General features: G+C 70.6%; 14 protein-coding genes. 10 read left to right on the top strand and 4 right to left on the bottom strand.

The window, feature by feature from the left end:
- Nucleotides 1-33 precede the first annotated feature (33 nt).
- Nucleotides 34-444, top strand: coding sequence for a RidA family protein (locus tag ACH4TL_RS06270; protein WP_398311121.1), 411 nt, complete (start codon nucleotides 34-36; stop codon nucleotides 442-444).
- Here the strand turns inward: ACH4TL_RS06270 and ACH4TL_RS06265 are convergent.
- Entirely contained in the window at nucleotides 441-794 is a 354-nt protein-coding gene (locus ACH4TL_RS06265) for a MerR family transcriptional regulator (protein WP_398311124.1), read from the bottom strand. The genes ACH4TL_RS06270 and ACH4TL_RS06265 overlap by 4 nt on opposite strands.
- A gap of 26 nt (nucleotides 795-820) precedes the next feature.
- Nucleotides 821-1,576, bottom strand: a complete 756-nt coding sequence (locus ACH4TL_RS06260; RefSeq protein WP_398311127.1) for an SDR family NAD(P)-dependent oxidoreductase — start codon at nucleotides 1,574-1,576, stop codon at nucleotides 821-823.
- Between the two features lie 60 nt (nucleotides 1,577-1,636).
- Between ACH4TL_RS06260 and ACH4TL_RS06255 the strand changes: the two genes are divergently transcribed.
- Nucleotides 1,637-2,173: a GNAT family N-acetyltransferase gene (locus ACH4TL_RS06255; RefSeq protein WP_398311130.1), complete on the top strand. Its 537-nt coding sequence runs from the start codon at nucleotides 1,637-1,639 to the stop codon at nucleotides 2,171-2,173.
- Between the two features lie 78 nt (nucleotides 2,174-2,251).
- Here the strand turns inward: ACH4TL_RS06255 and ACH4TL_RS06250 are convergent, their stop codons facing one another.
- Nucleotides 2,252-2,911 carry a HEAT repeat domain-containing protein gene (locus tag ACH4TL_RS06250; protein WP_398311133.1) on the bottom strand — a complete coding sequence of 220 codons (660 nt, stop codon included), beginning with the start codon at nucleotides 2,909-2,911 and terminating at the stop codon, nucleotides 2,252-2,254.
- 414 nt (nucleotides 2,912-3,325) lie between these two features.
- Between ACH4TL_RS06250 and ACH4TL_RS06245 the strand changes: the two genes are divergently transcribed.
- Nucleotides 3,326-5,161, top strand: a complete 1,836-nt coding sequence (locus tag ACH4TL_RS06245) for a 3-hydroxyacyl-CoA dehydrogenase family protein (RefSeq protein WP_398311136.1) — start codon at nucleotides 3,326-3,328, stop codon at nucleotides 5,159-5,161.
- An 85-nt stretch (nucleotides 5,162-5,246) separates the two neighbouring features.
- Nucleotides 5,247-6,068, top strand: coding sequence for a TetR family transcriptional regulator (locus ACH4TL_RS06240; RefSeq protein ID WP_398311139.1), 822 nt, complete (start codon nucleotides 5,247-5,249; stop codon nucleotides 6,066-6,068).
- Nucleotides 6,069-6,138: 70 nt separating this feature from the next.
- Here the strand turns inward: ACH4TL_RS06240 and ACH4TL_RS06235 are convergent, their stop codons facing one another.
- A complete protein-coding gene (locus ACH4TL_RS06235) occupies nucleotides 6,139-8,001 on the bottom strand; it encodes a glycoside hydrolase family 97 catalytic domain-containing protein (RefSeq protein ID WP_398311142.1) in 1,863 nt (620 codons plus the stop codon).
- Between the two features lie 167 nt (nucleotides 8,002-8,168).
- On the opposite strand from ACH4TL_RS06235, the gene ACH4TL_RS06230 reads away from it, so the two are divergent.
- The 6 genes from ACH4TL_RS06230 to ACH4TL_RS06205 all read left to right on the top strand — a co-directional run bounded on the left by ACH4TL_RS06230 (nucleotide 8,169) and on the right by ACH4TL_RS06205 (nucleotide 17,524).
- The gene (locus ACH4TL_RS06230; RefSeq protein WP_398311145.1) at nucleotides 8,169-11,045 is read left to right on the top strand and encodes a glycosyl hydrolase family 95 catalytic domain-containing protein; all 2,877 of its coding nucleotides are present in this window, start codon (nucleotides 8,169-8,171) and stop codon (nucleotides 11,043-11,045) included.
- A gap of 397 nt (nucleotides 11,046-11,442) precedes the next feature.
- Nucleotides 11,443-12,816 (top strand): crotonyl-CoA carboxylase/reductase, encoded by a 1,374-nt coding sequence (gene ccrA / locus ACH4TL_RS06225; protein ID WP_398311149.1) that lies wholly within the window; start codon nucleotides 11,443-11,445, stop codon nucleotides 12,814-12,816.
- Nucleotides 12,816-14,834 carry a protein meaA gene (locus ACH4TL_RS06220; protein WP_398311152.1) on the top strand — a complete coding sequence of 673 codons (2,019 nt, stop codon included), beginning with the start codon at nucleotides 12,816-12,818 and terminating at the stop codon, nucleotides 14,832-14,834. Before ccrA ends, ACH4TL_RS06220 begins: the two co-directional genes overlap by 1 nt.
- Nucleotides 14,831-15,808, top strand: a complete 978-nt coding sequence (locus ACH4TL_RS06215; RefSeq protein WP_398311155.1) for an HpcH/HpaI aldolase/citrate lyase family protein — start codon at nucleotides 14,831-14,833, stop codon at nucleotides 15,806-15,808. Before ACH4TL_RS06220 ends, ACH4TL_RS06215 begins: the two co-directional genes overlap by 4 nt.
- Nucleotides 15,809-15,813: 5 nt before the next feature.
- Nucleotides 15,814-16,320 carry a MaoC family dehydratase gene (locus tag ACH4TL_RS06210; protein ID WP_398311631.1) on the top strand — a complete coding sequence of 169 codons (507 nt, stop codon included), beginning with the start codon at nucleotides 15,814-15,816 and terminating at the stop codon, nucleotides 16,318-16,320.
- A gap of 1 nt (nucleotide 16,321) precedes the next feature.
- Entirely contained in the window at nucleotides 16,322-17,524 is a 1,203-nt protein-coding gene (locus ACH4TL_RS06205) for an acyl-CoA dehydrogenase family protein (protein ID WP_398311158.1), read from the top strand.
- Nucleotides 17,525-17,703: the final 179 nt, after the last annotated feature.

Here is a 17,703-nt window from a genome sequence, read left to right as displayed (position 1 = left end):
GTGCGGGGGCTATGCGGAGTTCGAGGAGGACGCATGTCCCAGCTCAGCCATGTGGCCGCGCCCGACGGGGTCGCGCCGGGGAACGGGTACAGCCATGTCGTCTGGGGCACCGGGCGCTTCGTCGCGGTCTCCGGGCAGATCGCCCTGGACGAGACCGGGGCACTGGTCGGCGAGGGCGACCCGGCCGCGCAGGCCCGCCAGGTGTTCGAGAATCTGCGGCGCTGCCTGGCCGAGGCCGGGGCGACGTTCGCCGATGTGGTGAAGCTGACCTATTTCGTCACCGATGTCGCCCATCTGCCCGCGATCCGCCTGGCGCGGGACGAGGTCATCGACACCGCACGCCCACCGGCCAGCTCGGCGGTGCAGGTCGCGGCGCTGTTCCGGTCGGATCTGCTGCTGGAGATCGAGGCGTTCGCGATCATCGGGGACGGCACCGCCGGCTAGGGGGACTTGGCCCGCGCGAGGGCCGTCGCCAGGCGGTCGCGGACCTCGGTCTGGGCGGCGATCCGGGCGTCCAGGACGGCGAGCCGGGCCTCCGCGATGCGCAGCCCCTCCCCGGCCGGGGGCGCCGTCGCCATGTCGCCGTCCAGGCAGGGGAGGAAGCAGCGCACGTCGTCCAGGGTGAGGCCCACCGCGAGCAGATGGCGGATGTTGCGGACGCGGACGGCGGCCCGGTCGTCGTACTCGCGGTAGCCGTTGTGGGCCCGTACGGAGGTGATCAGGCCCGCCTGCTCGTAGTGGCGCAGCGCGCGCGGTGTCGTGCCAGTCGCCCGCGCCAGTTCCCCGATCCGCACCGGTCCCCACCTCCGGTGCCGTTCTATCAGCCGACGACCGCCCCGCCGTCCACGGGCAGGACCACGCCGGTGATGAACGAGGCGCCGGGCGAGGCGAGTCGGCTGATCGCCCACGCCACCTCCTCGGGCCGCCCGATCCGCCCCAGCGGGGTGTGCGCGAGCTGCCAGGCGCGCACCTCGGCCCGCCGCTCGGGCGACAGCCCCGAGTGGTCCGCGATCGGCGTCTCGATCGCCCCCGGCGCCACGGCCACCACCCGCACCCCGCGCGGCGCCAGCTCCACCGCCCAGCTGCGGGTCAGCGTCTCCAGCGCGGCCTTCGTCGCGGCGTAGCCGGAGTTGCCCGGCCAGCCGCGCTGACCGACGGCGGTGGACACGTTGACGATCACTCCGCCGGTCGCCTCCAGGGGGCCGAGGGCGGCCCGCGCGAGCAGGGTCGGCGCGACGAGGTTGGTGTCGAGCTGAGCGGTGATCAGTTCGAGGGTGGTGTCCGCCAGGGGCGCGGAGCGGACGATCGCCGCGTTGTTCACCAGGACGTCGAGCCGTCCGTACGTCTCGACGACATGACCGACGATGTCCTCGGCGGCGCCGGGCGCGGTGATGTCCGCCGCGTACGGATGGACGCGGCCATGGCCGCGCGCCGTCTCCGCCAGCGGCTCCGCCCGCCGCCCGACGGCCACGACCCGCGCGCCGTCCGCGGCGAGCGCGCGGGCGGTGGCCCGGCCGATGCCGGTACCGGCGCCGGTGACGAGGGCTACGGGCTCTGTGCGTGAGGAATTCTCCATGGCCAAGATCGTGCGACCCTGCCACCGGCGTCAAGGTCAAGCCGCCTACGGTGGAGGCATATGAACGGGGCGCGGGTACGGGTCAGGGAGATGGCCGAGGCCGACATCGACGCCGTGGCGGCGGTGCGGGTACGGGGGTGGCAGAAGGCGTACACGGGGCTCATGCCGCAGACGTATCTGGACGGCCTGAGCGTCGAGCAGGACGCCGAGCGGCGGCGGGAGTTCTTCTCCCGCGGACTCGGCGACGTGGTCAACCTGGTGGCGGAGGACGCCTCCGGCGAGGTCGTCGGCTGGTCCTGCTTCGGTCCCTACCGCGACCGCGACCTGCCGCCCGGCGACGCCGAGCTGTACGCCCTCTACGCGCACCCCGCGCTCCTGGGCACCGGCATCGGCCACGCCCTCCTCACCGAAACCCGCCACCGCACCGCCGAACGGCGCTTCCCGCACTTGCGGCTGTGGGTGCTGGAGCGGAACCACCGGGCCCGGCGCTTCTACGAGCGGGCGGGCTTCGTGACGGATGGGGGCGCGGTGACGTACAAGGTGGAGGGCGCGGCCGTACCGGAGGTGCGCTACGCCCTCCGCCTGCCCGCGGGTTGATCCCCCCGGGGCCCCAGCCCCAGCCCCGGCCCCGGTCCCGGGACGTCGCCGAGCCCGGCGCGGGGCCGGGCCAGACGGTCAGCGGACGGTGGCTCGGCCCTTGCCGGGGCGGGGTGGGGGTGGGGTGGGGTCCAGGTGGCCGCCGCCGCTGATGCGGGCCAGGGCGGCGGCGGCCGCGGCGCTGAGCCGTATGTGCTCGGCCGCCGCCTTCAGGGCGGGGATGGCACGTTCGTCGCCGATCGCGCCCAGCCCCTCCACGCAGGCGCGCGCGATGGCCCAGTGCCGGTCGCGGGCGGCCAACTGCCGTTCCAGGGCGGCGACCAGGGCGGGTACGGACTCGGGGGCGCGGAGTTCGACGAGGAGCCGGATGGGGTGCAGGGAGTACGCGGTGCGCAGCGGATTGGTGGCCAGGGCGGCGGCGGCCCGGGCGGTGCGCGGGTCGTCGAGCCGGGCCAGCACCCGCGCCGCGGTCGCGCAGCGCGCGGGCTCGCGGTAGTTGAGGAGCAGGACGAGCGTTTCGAAGGCGCGCCGGTCGCCCGCGCTGCCGAGTACGAAGGCGGCGGTCTCGCGGGCCCACAGCGGCTGCTCCGGCGCGACCAGGATGCGGGCGAGCTGTTCCCGCGCGGCAGGGGTGCCCTGCCGTACGAGCGCGAGCAGCGAGGCGTGGGCCGCCGTCTCCTGCTGCGTTGTGAGCGAGGCCCGTACCCGCTCCGTCAGCGTCCGGAATTCGTCGTCCATGTCGAGGTCTCCCCTCCCCGGTGATCCGCGCCATCGCGCAGGACTCACAGTCGGCTCTGGCGTCTTGGTTACCCGCGAGTTAATATGGCGACACGAGCAGCACCCCTGCTCGGGCGGCCTGGTGACGCAGCCGCCTTGTGTGACGTCGGTTCGGCAGTTTCAGCAGCAGTTCGGCATGGCCCCGGGACAGGGCCCGCCGTATGTCTCCCACGGGCAGTTTCCTCCGTGCGGCGCTGTCCGCCAGGGAGCGCGCAAGCCCTTCCGTCGGAGTTTTCAACACGGCCGGAGGAGATCCCGCAAGCGACACCGGACATCCGTCCGGTATGCGGTGTCCGTCCTCCGCTCATCGTCGGAAGCTCCCCTCAAGTCGTCACTTCATCCCCGTCTTCCGGGGAACACCCTCTGGAGTCCGCGATGGACCGTCTCCCACAGACCGGCGTCAGCACCACGTCCTCCTCTGATCTCTCCCCCTCCCGGGCCCCGCTCACTACTGTTGCGGTCGTCGGGCTCGGCACGATGGGCACCGGCATCGCCGAGATCCTGGCCCGTGCGGGGCGTCAGGTGATCGGCGTCGACATCGACGCCGGGGCCTGCCGCCGGGCCGTCACCGCGCTGGAGGTGGCCACCGCCCGGGCGGTGGGCCGCGGGCGGCTCACCGAGCGTGAGCGGACGGCCGCGCTCGACCGCTTCCGCATCGCGACCGATCTGTCCGCCGTGGCGGAGGCGGATCTGGTGATCGAGGTGGTGCCGGAGGACTACGGCATCAAGCACGAGGTGTTCGCCGCGCTGGACGCCGTCGTCCGCCCCGAGACCATCCTGGCGACCGGCACGAACGCCCTGTCGGTGACCCGGCTGGCGGCCGAGTCCGCCCGCCCCGAGCGCGTGCTGGGGCTGCACTTCTTCAATCCGGCGCCCGCCATGAAGCTCGTGGAGATCGTCTCCAGCGTGCTGACGGCGCCCACCGCCGTCGAGGCGGTCACGGCGCTCGCCCGCGACCTCGGCAAGGAGCCGGTCGCGCTCGGCGACCGGCCGGGCTTCATCGCCGACGGGCTGCTGTTCGGCTACCTCAACCAGGCCGCGGCGATGTACGAGTCGCGGTACGCGGCGCGCGAGGACATCGACGCCGCGATGCGGCTCGGCTGCGGGCTGCCGATGGGCCCGCTGGCCCTGCTGGACCTGATCGGGATCGATACGGCCCGTACCGTCCTGGAGGCGATGTACGCGGCCTCCGGCGACCGGCTGCACGCGCCCGCGCCGGTCCTGGGCCAGCTGGCCGAGGCCGGGCTCACCGGCCGTAAGGCGGGCCGCGGCTTCTATACGTACGAGGCGCCCGGCAGCGGCACCGTCGTCCCGGACGGCGCGGCGCCCGAGGCGCCGTCCCCGGATCTGGGCCGTCCGGTGCGGGTGGTCGGCGTCGCGGGCTCGGGCACGATGGCCAGCGGCATCGCCGAGGTGTTCGCCAAGGCGGGCCACGAGGTGGTGCTGGCGGCCCGTACCCGGGAGAAGGCGGAGACGGCCAAGGCCCGGGTCGCGAAGTCGCTGGCGCGGTCGGTGGCCAAGGGGCGGATGACGGACAAGGTGCGGGAGCGGGCGCTGGCCCGGATCACCCCGGCCGACGCCCTCGACGCGTTCGCGGCCGCGGACCTGGTGGTGGAGGCGGTGGCCGAGGACCTGGCGGTCAAGCAGGAGCTGTTCACCGTGCTGGACAAGGTGTGCAAGCCGGGCGCGGTGCTCGCCACCACCACGTCCTCGCTGCCGGTGGTCGCCTGCGCCCGCGCCACGTCGCGCCCGCAGGACGTGATCGGCATGCACTTCTTCAACCCGGCCCCCGCGATGAAGCTGGTCGAGGTGGTGCGCACGGTGCTGACCTCGGAGGAGGTGCGGGCCACCGCGCACACCGTGTGCCGGGAGGTCGGCAAGCACCCGGTGGACTGCGGCGACCGGGCCGGGTTCATCGTCAACGCCCTGCTGTTCCCGTATCTGAACAACGCGGTGAAGATGGTCCAGGAGCACTACGCGTCGCCCGATGACATCGACGCCGCGATGAAGCTCGGCGGCGGCTATCCGATGGGCCCCTTCGAGCTGCTGGACGTCGTCGGTCTCGACGTCTCGCTCGCCATCGAGAAGGTGCTCCACCGGGCGTTCCGCGATCCGGGCCTGGCGCCCGCGCCGCTGCTGGAACACCTCGTCGCGGCGGGCTGCCTGGGCCGCAAGACGGGGCGCGGCTTCCGCGAGTATGCGAAGGCCTGAGAATCCGCTGGGCTGGGGCGGACTGCTGGAGCCCTCCTTCGGTCCGCCCCCGCACCGGCACTCACAAGCGTGTTACGTTCCCCACATGTCCCAGCCCGTAAAGGCCCCTCGTACGCAGCGTAACCGCTCGAAACCCTCCGACGGCGGGGAGAGCGCCGGCAGCCGCCGCGCCGCCGCCCAGCGCCTCACCATGCGCCGCAAACTCGCGGCGGCCGCCATGGAGTTGTTCGCGACGCAGGGGTACGAGGCGACGACGGTCGACGAGATCGCGGCCAGAGCGGGCGTGGCCCGACGCACGTTTTTCCGCCATTTCCGGTCCAAGGAAGAGGCGATCTTCCCGGACCACGACGACACGCTCGTGCGGGCCGCCGCGGTGCTGGACGCGGCACCGGCCCATGAGAACCCGCTGGACACCGTGTGCCGCGGCATCAAGGAGGTCATGCGCATGTACGCGGCCTCCCCGGCGGTCTCCGTCGAGCGCTACCAGCTGACCCGCGAGGTCCCCGCCCTGCGCGAGCGCGAGATCGCCTCGGTGGCCCGCTACGAGCGGCTGTTCACCCGCTACCTCCTGGGCCACTTCGACGAGGGCGCCCACCACGACGGCGACGACGACCCCCTGCTCGCCGAGGTCGCCGCGTCCGCCGTGGTCACGGCCCACAACCACGTCCTGCGCCGCTGGCTGCGGGCGCGCGGCGAGGGCGACGTCGAGGCCCAGCTGGACCACGCGTTCGCCATCGTCCGCGAAACCTTCGGCACCGGCATCGGCGCGGGCCGCCCCGCCCCGGGCCGCCCCGCGGTGAGCGTGTCCGCGCCGGGCGAGGAGGAGGACGTGGTGGTCATGGTGGCCCGCACGGACGCCCCGCTGGGCGAGGTCATGCGAACGATCGAACGCGCCCTGAAGCGCTAGCTTCAGCGAGTCCCCGACCCCGGAGCGGAGCCCCGGGGTCGGGGAGGGGCGGGGTGGGGAACGAAGCCCCCTAGTCCGCCGGGGTGAGGCGGGCGGCGTAGCCGCCGTTCTTCGGGACGGTCACCGAGAGGCGGGAGGCCGCCGTCACCTCGCGGGTTTCCGTGACGAGCTTGCCGTCCGGGCCGTCCTCGTACAGCTCCAGCCGCCACTTCCCGCCGCCCAGAAAGCTCAGCGGTTCGGACAGCGTGCGCGCCTCACCGGAGGTGATCGCGCCCAGGTACCAGTCGTCGCCGGAGCGGCGGGCGATGACGGCCCGGTCGCCCGGGTCGCCGTCGACGAGCCGGGTGTCGTCCCACACCGTGGGGACCTGGTCCAGGAACTTCAGGGCGGCCGGGTGGGCGTCGTACGACTCGACGCTGTCGGCGAAGTGCTGCACCCCGGACTCGTACACCACGGACAGCGCCAGCTCGGCGGCGTCGCTCGTGGGGCGCACCCCGGTGAAGGTCACGGGGGTGAAGTCCATGGGGCCGATGAGGTTCCGGGTGAAGGGCAGCGTCGTGTAGTGGGCGGCGGGGAAGGGCTCGCGGCCGGGCTTGGGACGGGTGCCCTCGGCGCCCTTGACCGCCTCGACGCTCATCATCTGCGGCCAGGTCCGCTCCTGGCCGCGCGGGATCGTCGCGCCGTGGAAGTTCAGCATGAGCCGGTGCTTCGCGCTGTCCTTGAACACGGCGTCGTACCACCGCATCCGGTCCTGGCCGTCGGACTCCAGGAAGTCGATCTTGAGCCCGACGATGCCCCAGGACTTGTACTGCGCGAAGAGCCGGTCCCGTTCGCTCTGCTGGTCGATGGTCTGCCAGCGCACCCAGGCCCAGATGCCGACGCCCTTCTCCTTGGCGTAGGCGGTCAGTTGGGGCATCCAGTCGTTGCTCCAGCCGGAGTCGACCAGGACGTACTCCCAGCCCTCCCGCGCCGCGAAGTCGACGAACTTCTTCTGCGCGGCGAGGGAGGTCGGGCTGTTGCCGTCCGACCACCACGACCAGGCCGCCTTGCCCGGCTTGATCCATGAGGTGTCGGCGACCTTCGACGGAGCGGCCAGATCCGTCGGCAGGTCGCTTTCGGTGACGGTGGCGAGGTCGCCGATGACCATGGTGCGCCATGGGGTGGTGAGGCCCGGACTGCTGACCTCGGCGGGGTCGGGGAGGGTGAGGTGGAAGCGGTCGGTGGCGGCGTCGAGGGTGAGCCGGGAGCCGCCGTAGGAGCTGTTGAGGTCGGCCTCCTCGACCAGCATCCAGCTTTTGCCGATGTGGAAGAGCGACGGATAGCCGTAGTCGCCCGCCTTCGCGTCGGCGACGCTGCCGCGGTCGTGGGCGGACTCGTAGTCGGAGCGCCCGTTGTCGTACGGCAGCAAGTAGGAGTCGGCGGACGGCGGCACGGCGAACTCGGAGGTCTCGCCGAGCACGGTGACCGTGTCCTTGCCCGGCAGGGCGTAGCGGTACGCAAGCCCGTCCGCCGAGACCCGGACGATCACCTTCAGCGTCTGCCCGTCCTTGCGGAAGGCGAAGGTCGACTCGGAGGCATCGGAGGTGTGCAGGGTCCGGCGGCCGGTGGTGGTCGTGTAGGTCTCGTGGACGGCGCGGTCGCTGCGCCCGGCGAAGCGCAGCCCCTTGCCGAAGTCGGTGCCGGCGGTGCGGATGCCGAGCGCGGAGGGGCGCAGGACGGTGGTGGAGCCGTGCCGGGCGGTGAGGGTGAGGCCACCGTCGCTGGTGAGGCTGAGCTGCCCGCTGACCTGCCCCTTCCCGCTCAGCCGCCAACTGCGGGCGTCGGAAGGGCCGTTCGAGGGACCCGCGGCTTCGGCCTGGAGCGGTACGAGGGCCGCCGCCGCGCAGGCGGCGACCGCCACGGCTGTGGTGACCCTGGATCGTGCGACGCGCATCGTTCCCTCCCACGGGAGCTGAGGCGAAACATCAGGGGGCGATACATCAGAGCGAGCGATACATCAGATCTATCCGGCGCCTTGACGCATCATTAGCCGCTTCCTACGCTCCCGTCTAGCCAAATCATCGGATCAATCTCTCTCAGTTCGGACGGAGCTGATCGACGATGGCAGTCAGCAGACGCGGCTTCCTGGGCCGGGTGGCCGCCGGCGCGGCCGCGGGGTCGACGGCGGGGGTGGCCCTCCCCGCCCCCGAGGCGGAAGCGGCCGGACACGCACGTTCCGTGGTCCTGACCGGCATGCGGACGGACACCGAGTGGCAGCGCTTCCTGGCCGGGCAGGACCTGGTCTGGAAGCGGCTGCCGCGCACCTGGTACGAGGGCCCGTTCCTGGGCAACGGCCTGCTCGGCTCGATGGTCTACCAGGAGCCCGGCGAGAACGCCCTGCGCTTCACCGTCCACCACAGCGAGGTCCAGGACCACCGCCCCACCGAGGGCGGCAGCGACTGGGGCGTGGCGCGGCTGCCGGTGGGCAATCTGCTGCTGCGCCCGGTCGGAAAGATCACCGGCGTGGACCTGCGACTGCACCTGTGGGACGCCGAGTTACGCGGCACGATCACCACCGACAAGGGCCGTCTCACCCTCAGCGCGCTGGTCCACAACGACCGCACCATGCTGCTGGCGACCGTCGAGGCGAGCGCGGGCGAGGAGGGGTTCCGCTGGGAGTACCGGCCCTCCCCCGCCGTCAGCCCGCGCATCGTCCGCGAGGACCCGCCGAAGGGGTTCGAGCCCAACCCGAAGCCGGTCAGCCGCACCGAGGACGGGCTCGGCATCACCGTGCAGTCGATGGTCGCGGGCGGCCAGACGGTGACCGCCCACAAGGAGCGCGGCAAGGGCCGGGAGCGCACGTACTACCTGTGCGTGGCGCATTCGTACCCCGGCACGGACGCCGAGGGCCGGGCCCGTACCACGGTCCGCAAGGCGTCCGCACTGCCCGTCTCCAGCCTGCTGCGCACCCACCGCGACTGGTGGCACCGCTTCTACCGCAAGAGCTTCCTGTCGGTCCCGGACGGGATGCTCCAGAGCTTCTACTGGATCCAGCTCTACAAGCTCGCGTGCGCGGCCCGGGAGCACGCCCCCGTGATGGCCACCACCGGCCCCTGGGTGGAGCCGACGCCCTGGCCCGGGGTGTGGTGGAACCTCAATGTGCAGCTGGAGTACTGGGCGGTGCTGGGCTCCAACCACCTGGAGCTGGACGCGATCCCCCGCACCCTCGCCGAGAACACCGACGTCCTGATCGGCGCCCTCAAACCGGAGTACCGCGCCGACTCCGCCGGGGTGCGCCGCTCCACCGACGCCCAGTGCGAGGACAACGGCTCGATGCCGGTCCCGGGCGTCGGTGACACCCCGGAGGTCGGCAACCTCCCGTGGGCGCTGCACAACGTATGGCTGCACTACCGGCACTCCATGGACCGCGGCCTGCTGGAGGACGTGCTCTATCCGCTGCTGCGCCGCTCCACCAACTACTACCTGCACTTCCTGACCGAGCAGGCGGACGGCCGGCTGCACCTGCCGAAGACCTTCTCGCCCGAGTACGGCGCGGCCCCGGACTGCAACTACGACCTGGCGCTGCTGCGCTGGTCGTGTCAGACGCTGCTGGAGTCGGCCGAGCTGCTGGGCAAGGACGATCCGCTGGCGCCCAAGTGGCACGAGGTGCTGGACAAGCTGGTCCCGTACCCGGTGGACGAGAACGGCTTCATGGTCGGCACCGGCGTCCCGTTCGCCAAATCGCACCGCCACTACTCGCACATGCTCTCCGTCTACCCGCTCCACCTGGTCAACTGGGACCAGAAGGAGAACCGCGACCTGATCACCCGCTCGCTGGAGCACTGGATCGGCTTCGAGGGCGCGCTGCGCGGCTACAGCTTCTCCGGCGCGGCCTCGATCTCGACCCAGATGGGCCGGGGCAACGACGCGCTGAAGTATCTGCGCGAGCTGGTGGCGCGCTTCATCCAGCCCAATACCCACTACTACGAGGCGGGTCCGGTCATCGAGACCCCGCTGTCGGGCGCGCAGGCGATCCACGACATGCTCTGCCAGAGCTGGGGCGGGACCATCCGCTTCTTCCCCGGGGTGCCGGACGAGTGGCGGGACGTGGCGCTGCACGACTTCCGCACCCAGGGCGCGTTCCTGGTCAGCGGGGTCCGCAAGGGCGGCGGGACGGCCTGGGTGCGGGTGCGGAGCCTGGCCGGGGAGCCATGCCGGGTGCGGCACTCGCTGACCGGCCGGATCAAGGTCGCTGGGGTGCGCGGACCGGCCCCGAAGTGGCGTGACCTCGGGGACGGCGTGATCGAGCTGGAGCTGGACCGGGACGAGGAGGCGGTGATCCACCCGGCCGCGGGCCCGCTCCCGGACTTCCGGATCGCCCCGGTGAAGGTGACGGAGCCCGCCGACCGCTGGGGCCTGCCGGAGCTGCCGCAGACGGGCCAGGTCACCCAGGTCGACCTGACGGGCGCGTTCGACAACGACGCCATCACCACCGAGATGTACTACGGCGACGGGGACTTCGACGGTACGGGGCGCACGTACCCGATGGCGCAGCTGCCGCAGACCGGGCAGACCGAGGACGACGGGGTCACCTTCGCGTTCACCAACGGCAGCGAGGGATCGGACAACAACGTGATCGCGGCGGGCCAGAATGTCGCGGTCCCGGCGGGGAGCTACGCCCGGCTCCATGTGCTGGGCGCGGGCGACACCGCGAACGTGACGATCCCGGCCGTGGCCTCGTACGCGGACGGCTCGACCGCGAAGCTGTCCATCCAGCTGACCGCGTGGCTGTCGGGACCGGCGTACGGGGAGACCGAGGCGGTGCGGACCAGCCAGATCCACGCCCGGAGCGGTCCGGTGGGCACCAAGGCGGCGATCTTCCACCAGGTGGTGGCCCTGGACCCGGCCAAGGAGCTGGCCTCGGTCACTCTGGCCGCCCCGGCGTCGGGCACCGCCCGGGCGCATGTCTTCGCGCTCTCCCTGGAAAAGCAGAGCTGACCGCGGCGCCTGATTCACCAAGGGCACACAACCGAACACCTCCCGCAACGGCCGCCCCTCCCGGGGCGGCCGTTCTTGCTCATGCGTGCAGCCGAGATGACAACTGAGAGAATTTGTTGGCACTCAGTGTCTTGCGAGGTGGCACACCGTGCCATACGGTGAAGGTGTCCGGGCGGTCGGCGCGCTGCACACCTCGCGCGTCGGCTGTCCCCGCAAGCCGCCTTGCGCGCCCGGACACCGCCTGCGTCACCAGGCGGGCCCACGGCGCTCACCCGCGCCCGCGGCGACGAACCTCCGCCGAACCGACGGCACAGCAGCCAGCCAGCAGCTTTCACCCCCGTCACGAGCCCAGCGTTCCCTCAGGCGTCCCCGCGCGGACGCCTCGCCGGAGGCACCGATGAACGAGATACTTGACGCGATCCTGGCGTCGGACACCAGCCCCCAGGACTTCGCGGCCCTGCGCGTCCCCGAGTCGTACCGCGCGGTGACCGTGCGCAAGGACGAGGCCGAGATGTTCGCCGGTCTCACCACCAAGGAGAAGGACCCCCGCAAGTCGCTGCACGTGGACGAGGTTCCGCTGCCCGAACTCGGCCCCGGCGAGGCCCTGGTGGCCGTGATGGCCAGCTCGGTCAACTACAACTCCGTGTGGACCTCGATCTTCGAGCCGCTGCCCACCTTCGGCTTCCTGGAGCGGTACGGCAAGCTCTCCCCGCTCGCCAAGCGGCACGACCTGCCGTACCACATCATCGGCTCCGACCTCGCGGGCGTCGTGCTGCGCACCGGGCCCGGTGTGAACGCCTGGAAGCCGGGCGCCGAGGTCGTCGCGCACTGCCTGTCGGTCGAGCTGGAGAGCGCCGACGGCCACGACGACACCATGCTCGACCCCGAGCAGCGCATCTGGGGCTTCGAGACCAACTTCGGCGGCCTCGCCGAGATCGCCCTCGTCAAGTCCAACCAGCTCATGCCCAAGCCCGCCCATCTGAGCTGGGAGGAGGCGGCCGCGCCCGGCCTGGTCAACTCGACCGCGTACCGGCAGCTCGTCTCCCGCAACGGCGCCGGGATGAAGCAGGGCGACAACGTCCTGATCTGGGGCGCGAGCGGCGGACTCGGCAGCTACGCCACCCAGTTCGCACTGGCGGGCGGGGCGAACCCGATCTGCGTCGTCTCCTCCCCGCAGAAGGCCGAGATCTGCCGGAAGATGGGCGCCCAGGCGATCATCGACCGCACCGCCGAGGACTACCGCTTCTGGAAGGACGAGCGCACCCAGGACCAGCGCGAGTGGAAGCGGTTCGGCAAGAAGATCCGCGAACTGACCGGCGGCGAGGACGTGGACATCGTCTTCGAGCACCCGGGCCGGGAGACCTTCGGCGCGAGCGTCTACGTCACCCGCAAGGGCGGCACGATCGTCACCTGCGCCTCGACCTCCGGCTACACCCACGAGTACGACAACCGCTATCTGTGGATGTCACTGAAGCGGATCGTCGGCTCGCACTTCGCCAACTACCGCGAGGCGTGGGAGGCCAACCGCCTCATCGCCAAGGGCAAGATCCACCCGACGCTGTCCAAGACGTACCGCATGGACGAGACCGGCCAGGCCGCGTACGACGTGCACCGCAACCTCCACCAGGGCAAGGTCGGCGTGCTGTGCCTGGCCCCCGAGGAGGGCATGGGCGTGCGCGACCAGGCGATGCGCGACCAGCACATCGAGGCCATCAACCTGTTCCGTGACGACTTGTCGGAGCGGACCATCGAGCACAGCCGGGACGTGTGATGAGTGGCGAACCCCGCCCCAAGGACCGCCCGTGGCTCATGCGGACGTACGCGGGGCACTCCACCGCCGAGGCGTCCAACGAGCTGTACCGGCGCAATCTGGCCAAGGGCCAGACCGGTCTGTCGGTCGCCTTCGACCTGCCCACCCAGACCGGCTACGACCCCGACCACATCCTCGCCCGCGGCGAGGTGGGCCGGGTCGGGGTCCCGGTCTCCCATCTGGGTGACATGCGGAGGCTGTTCCAGGAGATCCCGCTGGAGCAGATGAACACCTCCATGACCATCAACGCCACCGCCATGTGGCTGCTGGCGCTGTATCAGGTGGTCGCGGAGGAGCACGGCGCCGATCCGGCAAAGCTCCAGGGGACGACGCAGAACGACATCGTCAAGGAGTACCTGTCGCGCGGGACGCATGTCTTCCCGCCGGGGCCGAGCCTGCGGCTGACCACCGACATGATCGCGTACACGGTCCACCACATCCCCAAGTGGAACCCGATCAACATCTGCAGCTACCACCTCCAGGAGGCCGGGGCCACCCCGGTCCAGGAGATCGCGTACGCCATGTCGACGGCGATCGCGGTGCTGGACGCGGTGTTCGACTCCGGGCAGGTGCCCGAGGAGCGCAAGGGCGATGTGGTGGCCCGGATCTCCTTCTTCGTGAACGCGGGCGTCCGGTTCATCGAGGAGATGTGCAAGATGCGCGCCTTCGGCCGCATCTGGGACCGCATCACCCGCGAGCGGTACGGCATCGAGAACCCCAAGCACCGCCGCTTCCGCTACGGCGTCCAGGTCAACTCGCTCGGGCTGACGGAGGCCCAGCCGGAGAACAACGTCCAGCGCATCGTGCTGGAGATGCTCGCCGTCACCCTCTCCAAGGACGCCCGCGCCCGCGCCGTCCAGCTCCCGGCCTGGAACGAGGCGCTGGGGCTGCCCCGGCCCTGGGACCAGCAGTGGTCGCTGCGCATCCAGCAGGTGCTGGCGCAGGAGAGCGATCTGCTGGAGTACGACGACATCTTCGCGGGCAGCCGCGTCATCGAGGCCAAGGTCAGCGAGCTGACCGGGGAGGCCGAGGCCGAGATCGAGCGCATCCAGGAGATGGGCGGCGCGATGGCCGCCGTCGAGTCCGGCTACCTCAAGGCGCAGCTGGTCGCCTCCCACGCGGCCCGGCGGGCCCGGATCGAGGCGGGCGAGGAGAAGATCGTCGGGGTCAACTGCTACGAGTCCACCGAGCCCAATCCGCTCACCGCCGACCTGGACACCGCGATCATGACGGTGGACCCGGCGAACGAGGCCCGGGTGGTCTCCGCCCTGCACACCTGGCGCGAGCAGCGCGACGCGCACCGCGTCGACAGCACGCTCACGGCGCTCCGCAAGGCCGCCATGGGCACCGACAACCTGATGGCCGCGACGGTGGAGTGCGCCCGTGCCGGGGTGACCACCGGCGAGTGGGCATGGGCGCTGCGCGATGTGTTCGGCGAGTTCCGGGCGCCCACCGGGGTCGGCGGGGCGCCGCTGGCCGTCACCGCGGAGGCGGGCAGCCAGCTCGCCGTCGTACGGGAGAAGGTCGAGAAGACCGCGGCCGAGCTGGGCGGCGGGCGGCTGCGGCTGCTGGTCGGCAAGCCCGGTCTCGACGGGCACAGCAACGGCGCCGAGCAGATCGCCGTACGGGCCAGGGACGCCGGGTTCGAGGTGATCTACCAGGGGATCCGGCTCACCCCGGAGCAGATCGTCGCGGCGGCCGTCGCCGAGGACGTGCACTGCGTCGGCCTGTCGATCCTCTCCGGCTCGCACGCCGAGCTGGTGCCCGACGTCCTGGAGCGGCTGCGGCAGGCCGGTGCGCAGGACATGCCCGTCATCGTCGGCGGCATCATCCCGGCCGCGGACGCCGCAGCGCTGCGCGCGGCGGGTGTCGCCGCCGTCTTCACCCCCAAGGACTTCGGTATCACGGAGATCATCGGCCGTATCGTCGACGAGATCCGTTCCGCGAACACGCTTCCCGCACTGGAGGTTCCCGTATGACCGCCCCCGAGGGCTCCGCGCCCAACCGGCTGCGTCCGCGCCGCTCCTGCCTGGCCGTGCCCGGGTCCAACCCGCGCTTCCTGGAGAAGGCGCAGGGGCTTGCCGCCGACCAGGTCTTCCTGGACCTGGAGGACGCGTGCGCGCCGCTGGCCAAGCCCGAGGCGCGGCACACGATCGTGAAGTTCCTCAACGAGGGCGATTGGGCCGGCAAGACGCGGGTCGTGCGCGTCAACGACTGGACGACCGAGTGGACGTACCGCGACGTCGTCACCGTCGTCGAGGGCGCGGGGCCGAACCTCGACTGCATCATGCTGCCGAAGGTGCAGGACGCGCAGCAGGTGGTGGCGCTGGACCTGCTGCTGACCCAGATCGAGAAGACGATGGGCTTCGAGGTCGGGCGGATCGGCATCGAGGCGCAGATCGAGAACGCGCAGGGCCTGAACAACGTCAACGAGATCGCACAGGCTTCCCCGCGGGTGGAGACGATCATCTTCGGCCCGGCCGACTTCATGGCGTCCATCAATATGAAGTCGCTGGTCGTGGGCGAGCAGCCGCCCGGCTACCCGGCGGACGCGTACCACTACATCCTGATGAAGATCCTGATGGCCGCGCGTGCCAACAACCTCCAGGCCATCGACGGCCCCTACCTCCAGATCAAGAACGTCGACGGCTTCCGCGAAGTGGCCGGGCGCGCGGCGGCGCTCGGCTTCGACGGCAAATGGGTGCTGCACCCGGGCCAGGTCGAGGCGGCGAACGAGGTCTTCTCGCCGTCGCAGGAGGACTACGACCACGCCGAGCTGATCCTGGACGCGTACGAGTACTGCACGTCCGAGGCGGGCGGCAAGAAGGGCTCGGCGATGCTGGGCGACGAGATGATCGACGAGGCCAGCCGCAAGATGGCGCTGGTCATCGCGGGCAAGGGCCGTGCGGCCGGGATGACCCGTACGTCCACCTTCGAGCCCCCGGAGGCGTGAGCACGATGCAGTTCGGCCGCACTTACGAAGAGTTCACGGTGGGCGATGTCTACCGGCATTGGCCGGGGAAGACGGTCACCGAGTACGACGACCATCTCTTCTGTCTGCTCACCATGAATCATCACCCGCTGCACATGGACAGCAACTATGCCGAGAAGACGACCGATTTCGGCAAGAACGTGGTGGTCGGGAACTACATCTACTCCCTGCTGCTCGGCATGTCGGTGCCGGATGTCTCCGGAAAGGCCATCGCCAACCTGGAGATCGAGTCGCTGAAGCACGTCGCGCCGACGTTCCACGGCGACACCCTCTACGGCGAGACCGAGGTACTGGACAAGACTCCGTCCAAGTCCAAGAACGACCGCGGAATCGTGTATGTGGAGACGAAGGGCTACAAGCAGGACGGCACGCTCGTGTGCGTCTTCCGGCGCAAGGTGATGGTGCCGACCGCCGCGTACATCAAGGAGCGGGGCGGCGAGCAGCCGGGCCGCCCGGAGCTGGGAGGGCAGTGATATGGGCCGTCTGGCGCAGACCGAGGGGCTGACCGACATCCAGCGGGAGATCCTCGCCACGGTCAGGGAGTTTGTCGACAAGGAGATCCTGCCGGTCGCCACCGAACTGGAGCACCGCGACGAATATCCGACCCGGATCGTCGAGGGCCTGAAGGAGCTGGGCCTCTTCGGGCTGATGATCCCCGAGGAATACGGCGGCCTCGGCGAGTCACTGCTCACTTACGCACTGTGCGTGGAGGAGATCGCCCGCGGCTGGATGAGCGTGTCCGGCATCATCAACACGCACTTCATCGTGGCGTACATGCTGAAGCAGCACGGCACCCAGGAGCAGAAGGACTATTTCCTGCCCAAGATGGCGCTCGGGGAGATCCGCGGCGCCTTCTCGATGTCCGAGCCGGCCCTTGGCTCGGATGTGTCGGCGATCACCAGCAAGGCGGTGCCGGACGGCGACGAGTACGTGCTGACCGGCCAGAAGATGTGGCTGACCAACGGCGGCTCGTCCACCCTGGTGGCGGTCCTGTGCCGGACCGGTGAACAGCGGGAGGGTGTTCCTCCGCACAAGTCCATGACGACCTTCCTGGTCGAGAAGGAGCCCGGCTTCGGCGAGGTCCGGCCCGGGCTGACCATTCCCGGCAAGATCGAGAAGATGGGCTACAAGGGGGTCGACACCACCGAGCTCATCATGGACGGACTGCGCATTCCGGCCGATCGGGTGCTCGGCGGAGAGACCAACCGAGGTTTTTACCAAATGATGGACGGAGTGGAGGTCGGCCGGGTCAATGTGGCCGCCCGCGGCTGTGGCGTCGCACAGCGCGCATTCGAGCTGGGCGTTGCGTACGCACAGCAGCGGCACACCTTCGGGAAGCCGATCGCCCAGCACCAGGCCATCCAGTTCAAACTGGCCGAAATGGGAACAAAGGTCGAGGCGGCTCATGCGATGATGGTCAATGCGGCCCGCAAGAAGGACGCGGGTGCGCGCAACGACCTCGAAGCGGGAATGGCGAAGTACCTGGCGTCCGAGTACTGCAAAGAGGTCGTGGAGGACGCCTTCCGCATCCACGGCGGGTACGGCTTCTCCAAGGAATACGAGATCGAGCGCCTCTACCGTGAGGCACCGATGCTTCTCATCGGCGAAGGTACCGCTGAGATTCAGAAAATGATTATTGGACGACGACTGCTGGAGGATTACCGAACCCAAGGCTGATGTCCCATTTGGGGTGGTATCCGAGAGAAGAAGGTCACACCGCGCCATGGGTCTTCGGCCACTGACAAGCCACCGACAGGCCCTGGCGCTTGCCCAGTTACCGCTCGCAACCGATACCATCCCCGGAAAGCCGCCGTCCCCAGTCTTGCGTCGCGGCATCCTCCGCTACGAAGGTCATC

The sequence above is a fragment of the Streptomyces sp. NPDC021115 genome, from assembly GCF_044333065.1.
Taxonomy (GTDB): Bacteria; Actinomycetota; Actinomycetes; order Streptomycetales; family Streptomycetaceae; genus Streptomyces.
Note: the sequence above shows the minus strand (reverse complement) of the source record. Positions and strands in the feature narration are given on the sequence as shown.